Raw genomic sequence first — 15,355 nt, forward strand, 5'->3', positions numbered from 1 at the left:
AGTCATGTCGGATACCAACGGAACCCTTGATGAATTTTCAATCGATCCGGTCACGAACTGGCGGCTGGCTGTTGCAGCAAAGTTCGGATCCGGAGAAGAAGACACTTGGTGGGACATCCTCGTCGAGCTCGATGACATCTCACTCGATGATCTGATCGCCAGGGCCAAGGATATCGGCGGTGGCAACGGGCTTGAGGACGCAGTCCTCATCCCGAATTTCTATACCGCGCAACAGCGGGCGGCCAAAGAAGCGATCCTGTATCCCTCACTCTACGCAAAAGACATCTTCTTGCAGGAAGCGACGAGGAACGCGGGACAACTCGGCATAAAGCGCATCATCCTTGGGACTGTCGTTCCGGTCGGACAGCTCGACACGAGCGCGCAGATCATGCCCGGCAATCTGCCGGAAATATTTGTCGAGGATGGTTCCGTTGTTACCGCTGTCATCGACAACGGCATCGCGTTCGGCCATGAACTTTTCCGGAAAACCGACCCAAATGCGTCACGCGTTTCCTTTGCCTGGATCATGGACGCCAAACCGCGGACCGGCTCCCTAGTCGTCCCGCAGGGGCACGCCCTTGCCAGGAGCGAAATCGACGGGTTGCTTGCCGCGAACACGGCCAGCGGGCTCCTCGATGAGAACCGCTTCTACAGTCAGTGCGGATTGATCGACTACAGCTGGCCCGGCCTCAAGCCGGCCGCCATGCGAGTGTCCCACGGCACCCATGTGATGGGACTTGCCGCCGGTTACCAACCCGGCACGAAGGACAACACGCGCCCCATCATCTGCGTGCAGCTGCCAACCGATCTCACCATGGATGTCAGCGGAGCGCAGATCCTGCCAGCTCTGGGACGCGCGATCGACTTCATCAAGATACACGCGGAACGCTACCGGCTCGAGACCGATCACGGCAAGCGGATCCCGCTGGTGGTCAATTTCAGTTTCGGGAATTTTGCAGGACCGCACGATGGTACCGGTCTGATCGAAGCGAAGATCGATCACGAGCTTCACTCGACCACCCAGCGTGAAATCCAGGTGGCTCTTCCTGCCGGGAACGGCAATCTGGCGCGCACCCACGCGGAGGTTACCTTTACGGATGAGGATACGGGTAACGTCAGGCCCGCCAGCCTAGACTGGCGCATTCAACCTGACGACCGCAGCGCGAGCTACGTCGAAATCTGGATGCCGCCGAAGGAGAACCCTGACAACCTAGTGAGAGTGCGCGTTACGCCTCCCGTGGGACCGAGGAGTACGCCGGTTTCAACAGTGCCTGGAGAGACTGCGATCCTCCATTCCGGAGACAACGTGGAATTCGGCCGGATCCTCTACACACCTCCCCACGCGCCAACCTGGCGCGGTTGCATTGTCGTCGGCGTTCATCCGACCTTTCATCACGACGTCACGGATGATTTGGCACCTTCCGGTGTCTGGAAAATCGAAATCGAGAATGTTGCCCTGACCGAAACTGATCGGGTTCAGGTCTGGATACGGCGCGACGAAACCTTGCCCGGGTTCCCGGCATTGGGACGTCAATCCTATTTCGACAATGACGACTATCAGCGTTTCGACAGCTTTGGGGCCCCCTTGCCGATCGATCCGCCCGGATCCGATTGCCTGGTCAAACGCAGCGGCACCATAAGCGGCTTTGCCTGCGGCGAGTTTCCCGCAGTTCTTGCTGGATATGTCGAAACCCGCAACGATCTGGCCGACTATTCTGCCGCTGGTCCGGTAACAACGGCATTCAATGCAACCGGTCCGACGAGAAACGGTCCGGATGCAGCCGCGGTCAGCGACGACACACCGGTCCTGCGAGGCATATTGAGCGCCGGATCACGCTGCGGCTCGCTGGTGTCTCTCGACGGAACCAGTGTCGCGACACCTCAGGTTGCCCGATGGATGGCCGACAGGCTTGCACAAGGCCAAACCGCAACGAAGGGTGACGTCAGTGCACAGGCTGCATTTGACGATCATCCGCCACCGTCAAGACCGGCCAATACGCGAATTGGCGGCGGCCGGATGCAACGAAGAATTCGTTTCGGACCGGACAGAAAGGCCTGATCGACACGGCAGTGCTCGTCCGGATGATCCACTATCTTGAAATCAATGACCGCCACCACCGGCAGGTGCCGGTTTCGGTCGCTCCACGAAATAGAGCGCGGCGACAAGAGCGAGGAACAAGCCTGTCAGGATCAGGAAAATATCCGAGAAGGAAAGCAGGAACGCTTCGCGGGTGACGATGCCAGACAACGTCTTCAAGGCCGCTGTTTCCGCATTTTGACCCAGTTCCGAGAACGCATGTGTCATGTTGGTCAATGTCTCGTTGACGACGGGACGCGACCAGTTGACCGTTTCGGAAATACGTTCGTAGTGGAAATCCTGCCGATTGGTCAGCAGCGTGTTGATCACCGCAAGACCGACGGCTCCTCCCAGGTTTCGGGTCAGGTTGAACAGGCCAGATGCGTTCTTGATCATCTGCGGCGGCAACATACCAAGGGCGATATTGTTAATCGGCACCATGCACAGCATCAGCGAGCAGCCACGCAGGATCTGCGGAACCAGCAGTTCCCAGAAATCCCAGTCGTGCGTAATACCGGTCACCATGTAGGTGCCGATCGCAAAGCCCGAGAAGCCGATTGCCATCATCACACGCGGATCGAGTACGGACATCAGCCGCCCCGCAATCGGGGCTGTAAGGAACATGGCAAGTCCGCTCACGAACATGGTCTCGCCAATCTGCAGCGAGGTGTAGTCGCGAACGCCACTCAGATAGACCGGATAAAGATACGTCAGGCCGTAGAGCCCCACCCCCATGATGAAGCTGAAAAGACTGCCCATGGCGAAGTTCTTGTCGGCAAAGGCTCTCAGATCGACAATGGGTTCTCGCGCCGTGAACGCCCGCCAGAAGAAGATCGCAGCTCCCAGCACAGTGATTGCGGAAAAGAAAACGATCTCGCCGCTCTGGAACCAGTCTTCGCCCGAGCCTTCTTCAAGAACGAATTCCAGAGAACCGAGGAAGATGGCCATGGCCGCGAAGCCATACCAGTCAAAATGATCGAGCAGAGACAGATCCGGCTCGTCGAAATCGATCAGGGTAACAGCGGCAAGCGTAACGAAGATGCCCGGCACCACGTTGATCAGGAACAGCCAATGCCAGGAGCCGAATTCGGTGAGATAACCGCCGAACGTCGGACCGATGGTCGGTGCCAGCGTTGCAACAAGACCGATCACGGGAGAGATGACGTTGAATTTCTCACGCGGGAAAATCAGATAAGCCGTCGCGAAAACCGTCGGGATCATGCCGCCACCGAGGAACCCCTGCAAGGCGCGGTAGACAATCATTTCCTCGATCGTGGAGGCAGTGGCGCACATCAGGCTCATCACTGTGAAACCGGCCGCTGACAGCGCGAACATCCAGCGCGTCGACAGCATGCGCGAGAGATATCCGGACAACGGGATCATGATGACTTCCGCTATCAGGTAACTTGTCTGCACCCAGGGAATGTCGTCCTGGGAAGCTCCAAGCCCGGCCTGGATTTCTGACAGGGATGCGGACACGATCTGGATATCCAGAATCGCCATGAACATGCCGAACACCATGCAGAGGAAGGTGAACAGCTTGCGTCCGTCGATGGATGCGCTTTGTGCCGTCTCGCTCATGTGACGTAGCCTTGAACCGGCGGTCATTCAGCCGAAAGAGACGGAATGGCCTGTAGCCGATCATTCGATACTGTTGGAACATCCGCGCAGGTCTTGCTGTCGACGGTTTGCTCTTCAAAGGGGCGGCATCCGCAAGATGCGGATACCGGGCTTGTGCGGTTGGAGGCCGCGGGGAGGACTTGATTTGATACGGACCCTTGATCCGCACCTGAAGGTCTAGTGGAGCGCCGACAGGGCGACGTTGTCTTTCTGGCCACCTGTCCTGGTGTCGACTTCGACAACCACCGACATGCCAGCTCGCAGATGTCCGCTTGTTATTTCTTCTTCCGGAACCTTGATCTTCACCGGCACGCGCTGAACCACCTTGGTGAAGTTGCCTGTCGCATTTTCCGCCGGCAGAAGGCTGAAGACGGAACCGGTCGCAGGCGCAATGCTTTCCACGGTTCCCTTGATCGGCTGGTCCGGATAAGCGTCGACGGAAATTTCAACCTCTGCCCCGGGCTGGATACCCTCGAGCTGAGTTTCCTTGAAATTCGCATCGATGTGAGTGTCGGCCAACGGCACGATCGCGGCAATCCGGCTTCCCGGCTGCAGAAGGGAGCCGACCTGGGCTGCCCTGTTGCCGACGATGCCATCGACCGGTGCCCGAATGATGGTAAAGGCGAGGTCGCGCTCGGCTTTCTCAAGAGCTGTCTTGGCAGCAACCACTGCCTGTTCGGCTTCTTTCTTCTGGCCGTTGAGCACATCGATATTGGCTTTGGCCAGCGTCACCGCCGCCTGCGCATTTTCCAGATCCGCCTGCGCGCCTTTCAGTGAGGCATCGGCAGTATCAAGCGTTGCCTGGCTGGCAAACTTGTTGTCCGCCAGTCTTTTCTGACGATCATAGTTCGCGGAAGCTTCGTCCTTCTGCGCCTTGGCGGAAGCAACAGACGCTTCAGCCTGCAGCACGGAGGCCTTGGCAGCCGTAATCTGGGTCGCGATACGATCGACCGTTGCACGGGCACTGTCGATGGAATCCTTTGCGGACTGGACGGCAAGCTTGTAGTCGCCATCGTCGATCTTCAGCAGCACGTCACCGGCTTTCACGCGTTGATTGTCGCCGACAGCGACAGACGCAACATAACCGGACACCTTGGAAAGGATGACGGTGATATCCGCGGTCACATAGGCGTCGTCCGTGCTGGCAATGAATCTGCCTTCGGTCCACCAATGGTACGCCTCATATCCGCCAAAGCCGAGACCGGCGAGCAGAACCAGCGTGAAGACCCGCTTGGCCTTGCCCTTCTTTTTCGGTGGAGGCGCTTCTGCGGTGGTCGTTGCGGTTGTTACCTGTGCCTGAGACGAAACTGCCACCTGCCCGCCTTTGTTATCGCTTGTGTCTTTCGCGGAAGATGGTGTTACCTGTCCGCTTTTCGAGGCTACTGAAGTCTCGTTGTCTTGATCCTGGCGGCTCGCAGCCTGCGGCCCACCGCCGATCGCGCCGCTTTCGTTGCGGCCTTCTCTGAGTGCCACGATGGTATCCTTTGCCCAAAATTCTTGACCGCCCAGGCATTGACTGAACGGTTCGGTCAATGGCATTTATATGTTCATCCCCTTGGCGAACGCAAGGGTTCCGGCGAATTTTTTGCAATGCACAAGAGCCCCCTGTTCAACAACCTGGTTGATCAAGACGGCAACAAGACACTTTGGGAGGGGGACGCGAGACGCATCACCTGTCCGGAAGTCGGATCCTGTCGAAGATATTTTTTTAGGGGGCGTTTTGACTTGCAGACACAGCTGGTCTGACCAGGAAAGATTGAATGGTTCGTCCTGTTGGCCGATAGTGTTGAGATTGACCAACCACCTGCCGAACAGTTGACCTTTGCATTTATGAGAATGCTTTTTGAGAAAAACCGTGTGTTTGACCGAATACTAGCGGTAAACTACTGAAAGACGGCAGAAATTCGAGATTGCGATGACAACCGAAACACAGGAACTACCGGCGACAGCCGAAGATCCGGCTCAGAAGACCGACAACGCCAAGTGCAGGCAGATTCTTGCCGGAGCACGAAAAGTCTTCCGTGCAAAGGGATTCGATGGCGCCAGTATGGAGGTTATCGCCAAGGAAGCCGGCGTTTCCAAAGGCACGCTTTACGTCTACTTCAGCAGCAAGGAAGCGCTGTTCGAGGCGCTGATTCTGCAAGAACGTTTCAGCCAGGCGGAAATCCTGCGGGAAGCCCTCGTCAGCAGGGCTGACGTGAAAAGCGATCTGCACCGTATCGGCCGCAGTTATCTGCAGAAAATGGCGAATCCGGAAAAATTGTCGACCCTCCGCATGGTAGTCGGCGCTGCGGAAAAATTCCCTCAGTTCGGCGTTCTGCTCTACGAAGCCGGTCCATGCCAGGGCCGACGCGACCTTGGTGCCTTCATCCAGGAGCGGATCGACCGCGGCGAGTTGAAGGACTGCGATGTCGAACTGGCGGCAGGCCAGTTTTTCGACTTGTGTGTGGCGGGCGTTCTAAGGCGCATGCTGCTCAATGCCGGCCCAAAGCCGAGCGAAGAAGAAATCGAAACCAATGTTGCAGCAGCGGTGAAGGTGTTTCTGGCGGCCTACGCAGCGTGACAGGCCGCACTGCCTCCCCCTCAAAGTTCACATGAATTCGATTTCCGACCTGACCGGGGCGGACAGACGGCCGTAACTTCCTATATTAAGCGGTAAAGCAATTGCCACCGTACACTGTAGGTTCCATGACCGCCCGACCGCCCATTTTCCAGTTCGACAATTCCTACGCACGGGACCTGCCCGGCTTTTATGTGGCCTGGGAAGGCGCGAAGGTGCCAACGCCGCAGCTTGTGGTGTTCAATCGTGAACTTGCAAAAGAACTCGGCCTTGATTCCAACCTTCTGGAAACATCCGAAGGCGCAGAGATCTTTGCCGGGGTCCGTCAGCCGGACGGCGCGTCCCCCCTTGCCCAGGTGTATGCCGGCCACCAGTTTGGCGGCTTCTCGCCACAGCTGGGAGATGGCCGCGCACTTCTTCTCGGAGAGATCATCGACAGCACCGGCAATCGGAAGGACATTCAGCTGAAAGGGTCGGGACCGACCCCCTTCTCCCGTGGTGGAGACGGCAAGGCTGTCGTGGGGCCGGTCTTGCGCGAATATATCCTCGGCGAAGCCATGCATGCACTCGGCATCCCGACGACAAGAGCACTGGCAGCCGTAACCACCGGAGAAACCATCTACCGGGATGGTCCGAAACCGGGCGCTGTGTTGACCCGTGTCGCCGCAAGCCATTTGCGGGTCGGTACCTTCCAGTATTTTGCGGCACGCGGTGAAACGGACAAAGTCCGCCAGCTCGCCGACTACGCCATTGACCGCCACGATCCGGATCTTGCCGGACAGCCGGACCGCTATATCCGGCTGTTCCGGGGGGTAGTCGAGCGCCAGGCAGCGCTGGTCGCCAATTGGGTGCTTGTCGGGTTCGTTCACGGTGTCATGAACACCGACAACACGACGATTTCCGGCGAAACAATCGACTATGGCCCCTGTGCCTTCATTGACGCCTATGATCCGGCAGCCGTGTTCAGCTCCATCGACCATGGTGGACGATACGCGTTCGGCCGCCAACCCGTCATCATGCAATGGAACCTTGCCCGGCTTGCCGAAACCCTGTTGCCCCTGATCCAGCCCGATGATCTGGACAAGGCAGTCGAACTGGCAAGCGCCGAACTCGGCCGCTTTCCTGATATCTACCGCGCAGCCTGGCTTAACGGGATGCGTGCAAAGCTGGGTCTAGTTGAAGAAACCGCGGAAGATCAGGACCTGTTCGAAACGATGCTTTCGGTCCTGCAGGAACAATCGGTCGACTACACGCTCTTCTTCCGGCACCTGAGCGAGGCTGCTGTCGGCGCCCCGCAAAAGCTGCGCGAGCTTTTTGTCGATCCGACACAGATAGACGGCTGGCTGAAGCGCTGGATGCAACGTCTCGAAAGTGAAGGTAGAGCGCCTGCAGATACCAGGACGGCGATGAACCTTGTCAATCCGCTCTACATTCCACGGAACCACAAGGTGGAAGAGGCACTCCAGAGCGCGGAAACTGGAGAGTATTTTATGCTCAATGAGTTATTGGATGTTCTAAAAGCTCCGTATGAAGAACGAACCGGCTTTGAGAGCTATGCCCTTCCTGCCCCGGAGGCGTTTGGTCCCTATCAAACCTTCTGCGGAACGTAAGACCAAACCGTGCGCCCGACACAGTCGGCTCGATTGCGCAAGGTGCCACTTCGCTCTCGAACGCTGTCGCCACAACCCTTGCACTAATCGGATTGCCATCTGCAGCCGGAACTCTATTCTTACGCGGGGTAAAAAGCACTCCCGGGGGCACTGAAATGAAAATTATCCCACTTCTGCTGACGAGCACCTTGCTGCTTTCCGGATCTGCCTTCGCTGAGGAAAACAGCCTCCCCCCGCTGACCCCGGACGACCTTCAGTTCTCGCCCGAGAATATGGATACCTCTGTGGATCCGGCCGACGATTTTTATCGCTATGCTTCAGGCAAGTGGCTCGACCGGGTGAACCGACCAGCGGACAAGGCGCGTTGGGATATTTTTTCGATTATCGGCGAAAGACTGATAAAGCAGCTTGCGGCTGTTTCCGAAAAGGCAAGCGAAAGCTCCGCGGAAGCGCCCAAGGGTAGCCCGACGCAGCTAATTGGTGACTTTTACAAGGCCTATATGAATGTCGAGGCGATGGATGCTGCAGGCATCGAACCGATCCAAAGTGACCTGGACGCCATCGAAGCCCTGGAAACCCTGAACGACCTTACCCGGTTCGCGGCTGACCAGGCCGCAATGTCCGGACCGGCCCTGTTCGCGATTTTCGCACCCAGCGCAGATCCAGCGGACAGCAAGCACTACGCAATTTTTTCAGTAGGTCCCAGTTTCGGCGTTGAGGACCACCATCTCGAACTCTTGCGCAATAAGGAAGGCGATCCGCGCATTCCTGCCTACCGTGCCTATGTGGCGGAAGTCATGAAGGTCGCCGGTTATCCGGAGGACGATGCCGCCCGCATCGCCGACATCACACTTCGAATAGAAACAGCGCTTTATGCCGGGATACTGACGCCCGAGGAAGGCAACGATCCACGCAACCGCTACAGCAAACTTGGTTATGAAGAGGTCCAGGCACAGGTGCCGGAATTCGACCTCGCTCTCTATCTTGAAACAGTCGGCTTTGAGAAACCCGATGCAGTCTTCATGTTTGAACCAAGGGCTCTGCCAGAACTCTCAAAAGTGCTGAAGGAAACACCGCTTGAAGATCTGAAAGCCTATGCGGCTTATCGGGTTATCGAAAACTACAAGGAATTCCTGACGTCAGCCTTCGAAGAACCCGCCAAGGAGTTCAATCTTGTCCTGACCGGTGCCCGAACGGACCGCCCTCGTCAGGAGCACATGTACGACCTGCTGAAAGAGAACCTCGGCCATCCTGCCAGCCAGCTCTTCGTGGAAACCTACTATTCCGACGAGACCAAGGCCGAAGTCATCAAGATGGTCGAGCGCATTCACGGGAAGTTTCGCGAGCGCGTAGAAACGCGAGATTGGTTGTCGGAAGATACTCTTGCCGAAGCCCTGAAGAAGGTCGACACCTTCTACTACAAAGTCGGCTATCCCGATGAATGGGTCGATTATTCCAAACTCGAGATCGGGGACGATCCCGTAGAAAACATGCGCAATCTTGGAGCGTTTTCCATGAACCGCATGCTGGAGAAAATCAAAAAACCCGTCGTACACGAGGAATTCAACACGCAGACGACGCTGCCGATCGTCATCAATGCCGGCTACACGCCCTCCATCAACGGCTTCGAGGTCAATGCGGCCATCACCCAGCCGCCAGCCTATAGCCACGACATGGACGCTCCCTTGCGCTTCTGCCGGATCGGCGCGGTCATCGGCCACGAAATGACCCATGGTTTCGACAGTGGTGGCCGCCGATACGATGCGGAAGGCAACTTTCGTGACTGGTGGACGGAAGCAGATGCAAATGCCTTCGACAGCGAGGCCCAGAAACTGATCGACCAGGCCAACGCGTTCGAAGTGCTGCCTGGCCTTAACGCCAACGGCCCCTTGAATGTTCGAGAGAACATGGCCGATGTCGGCGGTATCACGCTCGCCTATGAAAGCCTGATGGATTATCTGGCCGAGCATCCTGAGGAAAATGTCGAGATAGATGGCTTGTCGCCGGCCAAGCGCTGTTTCATCGGCTGGGCCCAGTTCTGGACGGCCAAGGCTTCCGATCCGTTCCTGCGCATGCTTGTCGCCGGAGACGGGCATCCTCCGAGCCCTTATCGAGCTTTTGCCGCCCTACAGCATGTCGATGCGTTCTACGAGACTTTCGGCATCGAGGAGGGCGATCCGATGTGGCTGCCACCGGAGAAACGGGTGAGAGCCTGGTAAACCTCAGCAGGATAATCTCCAGCCTGGCAGCCAGGGACCTCCCTACCCGGCCAGGCGCTCGACCAGAAAGTTCATTTCCTGCTCCAGCTTTTCTCCGGACAGGCCGACAAACCGTGCCTCCAGGCTGATCGTGACGAGACCGTGTACCGCCGCAAAAGCGGTGCGTGTCCGGGCTGCGAGATCTTCTTCCATCATGCTTGGATCGAGTTCGCGCAATGGTGCTGCGATGAATCCGAGAAGCGCGATATTTTCCTGAATATGCCACTCAGGCACCGCCTTGCCTTCAGGCAAGTGATGACTGAACAATGTCATCCAGAGGTTTCGATTGTCGCGCGCAAACGCCAGATAGGCCAGCGCCAGCACCTTGAGCCGAGCCAAAGGCTCGTCCACGGTTTCGACTTTCGATGCCATCAGATCCTTGATGCGGCCGAGCGTCACCGAGTTGACCGCAAGCAACAACGCATCCTGGTCCGCGAAATGCTTGTAGACCGACCCCACCGAGTAACCGGCATCAGCCGCGATCTTTCTGATGTTGACCGCTTCCATGCCCCCTGCTTCCACAGCGGCAATCGCCGCTTCCAGAACGCGACGATGGGTTTCTTCGCTTTTTGCTTTTTGAACTCCGGCCATTAACCGTATCGCACCTCAAAAGTGAACTTTGTTCATTTTTCATCTTGACCTAATCAAAATGATGTGGCTTTGTCAAATAGTGAACAACGTTCACCTTTTGAGAGAGGCACGATGTTTGAGCCATTCATGAACCAACTGAGAGCGCTGTTTCTAACGAGCGCCGAGGAAAGCCGGGACAATCAGTCTCTTGCTCTCCTCTCCATCAACACGCGTACAGCCGCCGCTTCCGTCCGGGCTGCCCAGGTTGCTCTGGCCCGCGCCAAGGCAGAACAGCAGCAGGACCGCAAGCGGCTGTGGCAAATCAATGCATCCCTCGAAGATCTTGAGAACAGGGCTCGCAACGCCCTCCTCAAAGGTCTTGAACCCCTCGCAAGAGAGGCTGCGGAAGCTATCGCACTTCTGGAAGACGAAAAGTCGGCGCTCGAAGAGGCGATCCGATCGTTCGAAGGCGATCTTTCAAGCCTCACGGAAACCTTGCACCGCGCCCAGAGCCGTCTGCGCGCCCTCAAGCGCGGTGAACGCACCGTTGAAGTTCGCGACCAGATCCAGAAAGCACAGTCCTTTGGCTCCAGTACCGGCCAGTCGGCACTCGCCCTTGCAGAAGGACAGCTGGAGGACATCCGCCGACGCCAGGAACGCGACCAATTGGCCGAACAGGAATTCAAGACCTTGTCGGCAGCGGATAACCCGAGTGCGGTTATCGAGAAACTGGGCGATGCAGGTTGCGGCGCACCTGTGAAAACCCGAGCGGACGATGTGCTCGCCCGCTTGAAATCCGACATTCCCCTTCTTCTGGAAAAAAGCAGCTAACACGAGGACAAGACCATGCAGGAACCCACAGTCAAACATTCCAACAACTGGACCATTTTTACCGCCGGCAGTTTCGCAGTTGCCGCTATCATGATGGCCCTGGGCATCTGGAACCTTGAAGCAAGCTTCTCCGCGAAAGGCTTCTATGCAATGGCCGCAATCATGCTGGTCCATACAGCGGTCACCCTGACCAAGACCATGCGTGATCGCGAAGAAGCCAACAAGTTCCATAACCGCCTGGAAGACGCAAAGACGGAAAAACTGCTGATGGACATCAGCAAGCCGGAACAAGTCTGATCCAGAAATAGAACCGGGCGGAGTATCTAACCCTCCGTCCGGGTTTCAAAGATTGAAGGTTATGAAGCAGATTGACAGATAACTGCTTCGAAGGAGGACCTCATGAGCGCGTCACTGATGACATCCAGACGTTTCGCACCGCTCTTCTGGACGCAGTTTTTCTCTGCATTCAACGACAATTTCCTGAAAAACGCCCTGGTGTTCCTGGTTTTGTTCCAGGTTGGTGGACACGGCGCAGACGGTGGCAACACCGGTGTTCTGATAACGTTGGCCGGGGCTGTCTTCATCGCGCCCTTCCTGTTTCTGTCCGCACTCGGGGGCGAACTCGCAGACAAATTCGACAAGGCACGGATTGCCCGGGCAACCAAGCTTGCAGAAATTGCAGGCGCAGGCCTGGCCGTGACAGGCATGGCCTTGTCCTCCCTCCCCATCCTCTTTGCCGCGCTATTCGTGTTTGGTGCCATGTCTGCCTTGTTCAGCCCGGTCAAATACGGGCTGCTCCCGGATCATCTGCCGGCTTCAAACCTGCCGCGCGCCAATGCCTGGATAGAAGCGGGAACTTTTCTGGCAATCCTCGGCGGCACGATTTCCGCCGGCCTTTTGTTCAGCACCGGCGCTCCCACCCTGATCTTTGCCCCAGTGATGATAGCCCTGGCTCTCGCATGTTACGGGCTGAGCCGGCAAATTCCCTCCGCACCGGCAGCAGCCCCTCATCTGACGATTGACTGGAACCTTGCGACATCCACATGGTGCGTGGTGAGAGATCTGGCTGCCGATCGTCGTCTCTTCCTGGTAGCCATGATGAATGCCTGGTTCTGGCTCATCGGTGCCATGGTGCTCGCTGTTCTGCCACTGATGGTCAAGACGTTCCTGGGCGGTGAAGAAATTGCCGTCACCTATTTCCTGACCGTCTTCGCCGTTTCGATTGGCATCGGGTCGGCAATTGCCGCCTGGCTTCTGGCTGGCCGTGTCGTCCTTTTGCCGGCTCCTGTCGGAACGCTTCTGCTGGCGCTCTTTTGCCTGGATGCGGCATTGACCCTGGCAGGCCTGCCGGCAACCGCAACAGCATTTGGTTTGCGCGAGTTCCTCACCCATGAGGGCGTAATTCGCCTCAGTGTCGATATGGCCGGCCTTGCCATCTCCGGTGCGTTGCTGGTTGTTCCCACCTTCACGGCACTCCAGACCTGGGCGAAACCGCAGGTGCGTGCCCGCCGGATAGCAGCGTCCAACGCCCTTGGCGCTGCCTTGATGACGGTTGGTGGACTGTTGCTGGCAGGAGCCCAGAAACTTGGATTTTCCGTTCCTGCAATTTTTCTGGCGCTGGCCGGGCTGAACCTTGTCGCAGCTATCGTGATGCTCAAGATCCTGCCGACCAACCCGATGCGCGATGCAATCTCGATCCTCTATCGCGCCATCTTCCGGATGGAAGTCAAAGGCCTGGAAAATCTGGAAAAAGCCGGCGAAGCCCCGATCCTGGCGCTGAACCACGTTAGTTTGCTGGACGCTGGTCTGGCTCTGACCCTGACCGACAAGAAGCCGTCCTTCGCCATCGACTATGACATTGCCCGGCGCTGGTGGGTCAAACCCTTCCTGCACCTTGCGAATGCCTTGCCGATCAACCCGTCAAAACCCATGGCCACCCGCGCATTGATCAAGGTGGTGAACTCCGGCGAACCGATGGTGATCTTCCCGGAAGGCCGGCTGACTGTCACCGGCAGCCTGATGAAGGTCTACGACGGTGCGGCAATGGTGGCCGACAAGACCGGGGCCATGATCGTCCCGATCCGCATCGACGGCCTTGAGAAAACGCCGTTCTCCTACCTGAACCCAAGCCAGATCCGCAAGCGTCTGTTCCCCAAAGTGAAGGTGACAATCATGGAACCTACCCGCCTGGACCTCGACGACGAACTGAGGGGACGTCAGCGGCGCGCTGCAGCTGGCGCCAAGCTGTACAGCGTCATGTCCGAACTGATGTTTGAAACCAGCCTGACGGAAGACGTGACGATCCTGGAGAAGGTAATCGCCACGGCAGAAGAATACGGCTACGGCAAGCTGGCGGTTGAGGATCCGGTGTCCGGAAAGCTGAATGCAGGCAAACTGCTGACAGGCGTCTCAGTGCTTGGCCGCAAACTGTTGCGGCACACCGGCGGAGAAGACACCCTCGGCATCATGCTGCCGAATGCCAATGGCGCTGCCGTTACCGTTCTGGCGACCATGTCTGCCGGCAAGGTGCCCGCCATGATCAATTTCACCGCCGGTCAGGAAAACATTCTCGCGGCCTGCCGTGCTGCGGATGTTCGTACGCTGTTGTCTTCCCGCGCCTTCGTCAAGCAGGCCCGTCTGGAGCAACTGGCTTCAAACCTGGAAGACCACGTTCGCATCATCTGGCTGGAAGACCTGCGCTCTGAAATCGGCTTCATGGACAAGATCCGCGGCCTTCTGACCAAAAGTCGCCCCCTGGTACGCAGGCAAGCGGACGACACGGCAGTAATCCTGTTCACCTCCGGATCGGAGGGAACACCGAAAGGTGTTGTGCTGACACACAGGAACATCCTGTCCAATGCCACGCAGGCAGCCGCCAGAATCGATTTCACCCCGAACGACAAGGTGTTCAACGTCTTGCCAATGTTCCATTCCTTCGGCCTGACCGCGGGCACCATCCTGCCGCTGATATCCGGTGTCCCGGTCTATCTCTATCCCTCGCCCCTGCATTACCGGATCGTTCCGGAGCTGATCTACACCTCCAATGCGACGATCCTGTTCGGTACGGACACCTTCCTCAACGGGTATGCCCGCGTTGCCCATGCCTACGACTTCCGCTCCCTGCGCTACTGTTTTGCAGGCGCGGAGCCGGTGAAACCGTCAACCAGGCAGATCTATCAGGAACGCTTCGGTCTGCGTGTTCTGGAAGGATACGGCGTGACCGAGACCGCACCGGTCATCGCGCTCAACACACCGATGTACAACCGTCCGGGCACGGTCGGCAAACTGATGCCCGGCATGAAGGCACGCCTTGAGCCCGTACCTGGTGTGGAAACCGGCGGCAGACTGCATGTGTCGGGACCGAACGTGATGGTCGGTTATCTGAAGGCCGAAAATCCCGGCGTCGTCGAACCACTTGTCGACGGCTGGCACGACACCGGCGACATTGTCGAGATCGACGACGACGGGTACATCATCATCAAGGGCCGCGCCAAGCGCTTCGCCAAGATTGCAGGCGAGATGGTGTCTCTGTCCGCCGTGGAAGCCCTGGCGGGTCAGATCTGGCCGCAGCATCTGTCCGCAGTTGCCGCCATCAAGGATGCCCGCAAGGGCGAGAAGCTGGTGCTTGTGACGGAAAACCCGGATGCGGACCGCGCAGCCTTCGTTGAAGGCGCCAAAGCCCGAGGCGCACAGGACCTCATGATACCGGCAGAAGTCCGTGTGGTATCCAAGGTTCCTGTCCTGGGTTCCGGAAAGCTGGACTTCGCAGCGGTTGCAAAACTGGTCAAAGACGGATCTGAACTGGGCGAAGCCGCCTGACATTACGCCC

General features: G+C 57.7%; 10 protein-coding genes. 7 read left to right on the forward strand and 3 right to left on the reverse strand.

Translation table 11 applies throughout. The features are described from left to right. Nucleotides 1–4 precede the first annotated feature (4 nt). Entirely contained in the window at nucleotides 5–2,059 is a 2,055-nt protein-coding gene (locus ACYQ6M_RS15590) for a S8/S53 family peptidase (protein WP_460074569.1), read from the forward strand. Between the two features lie 42 nt (nucleotides 2,060–2,101). Here the strand turns inward: ACYQ6M_RS15590 and ACYQ6M_RS15595 are convergent, their stop codons facing one another. Continuing rightward, nucleotides 2,102–3,658, reverse strand: coding sequence for a DHA2 family efflux MFS transporter permease subunit (locus ACYQ6M_RS15595; RefSeq protein ID WP_460074570.1), 1,557 nt, complete (start codon nucleotides 3,656–3,658; stop codon nucleotides 2,102–2,104). A 216-nt stretch (nucleotides 3,659–3,874) separates the two neighbouring features. Further along, complete coding sequence (locus ACYQ6M_RS15600; protein WP_460074571.1) at nucleotides 3,875–5,170, reverse strand: HlyD family secretion protein; 1,296 nt, start codon at nucleotides 5,168–5,170, stop codon at nucleotides 3,875–3,877. A 442-nt stretch (nucleotides 5,171–5,612) separates the two neighbouring features. Here ACYQ6M_RS15600 and ACYQ6M_RS15605 point away from each other — a divergent pair, with 442 nt between their 5' ends. From ACYQ6M_RS15605 to ACYQ6M_RS15615, 3 genes are all read left to right on the forward strand, one after another. Further along, nucleotides 5,613–6,260: a TetR/AcrR family transcriptional regulator gene (locus ACYQ6M_RS15605; RefSeq protein WP_055654581.1), complete on the forward strand. Its 648-nt coding sequence runs from the start codon at nucleotides 5,613–5,615 to the stop codon at nucleotides 6,258–6,260. 125 nt (nucleotides 6,261–6,385) lie between these two features. Further along, on the forward strand, nucleotides 6,386–7,867 hold the full coding sequence (locus ACYQ6M_RS15610) for a protein adenylyltransferase SelO (protein ID WP_228867953.1): 1,482 nt from the start codon (nucleotides 6,386–6,388) through the stop codon (nucleotides 7,865–7,867). A gap of 155 nt (nucleotides 7,868–8,022) precedes the next feature. Continuing rightward, nucleotides 8,023–10,086 (forward strand): M13 family metallopeptidase, encoded by a 2,064-nt coding sequence (locus ACYQ6M_RS15615; RefSeq protein WP_460074573.1) that lies wholly within the window; start codon nucleotides 8,023–8,025, stop codon nucleotides 10,084–10,086. 42 nt (nucleotides 10,087–10,128) lie between these two features. Here the strand turns inward: ACYQ6M_RS15615 and ACYQ6M_RS15620 are convergent, their stop codons facing one another. After that, a complete protein-coding gene (locus ACYQ6M_RS15620) occupies nucleotides 10,129–10,716 on the reverse strand; it encodes a TetR/AcrR family transcriptional regulator (RefSeq protein ID WP_055654588.1) in 588 nt (195 codons plus the stop codon). A gap of 126 nt (nucleotides 10,717–10,842) precedes the next feature. On the opposite strand from ACYQ6M_RS15620, the gene ACYQ6M_RS15625 reads away from it, so the two are divergent. The 3 genes from ACYQ6M_RS15625 (at nucleotide 10,843) to ACYQ6M_RS15635 (ending at nucleotide 15,345) form a co-directional block, all read left to right on the forward strand. After that, nucleotides 10,843–11,526, forward strand: coding sequence for a PspA/IM30 family protein (locus tag ACYQ6M_RS15625; RefSeq protein WP_460074575.1), 684 nt, complete (start codon nucleotides 10,843–10,845; stop codon nucleotides 11,524–11,526). Nucleotides 11,527–11,541: 15 nt separating this feature from the next. Further along, complete coding sequence (locus tag ACYQ6M_RS15630) at nucleotides 11,542–11,823, forward strand: YiaA/YiaB family inner membrane protein (RefSeq protein WP_022998340.1); 282 nt, start codon at nucleotides 11,542–11,544, stop codon at nucleotides 11,821–11,823. A gap of 102 nt (nucleotides 11,824–11,925) precedes the next feature. Then, the gene (locus tag ACYQ6M_RS15635; RefSeq protein WP_460074576.1) at nucleotides 11,926–15,345 is read left to right on the forward strand and encodes an acyl-[ACP]--phospholipid O-acyltransferase; all 3,420 of its coding nucleotides are present in this window, start codon (nucleotides 11,926–11,928) and stop codon (nucleotides 15,343–15,345) included. Nucleotides 15,346–15,355 lie beyond the last annotated feature (10 nt).

Source organism: Roseibium sp. ROS1, assembly GCF_054658215.1.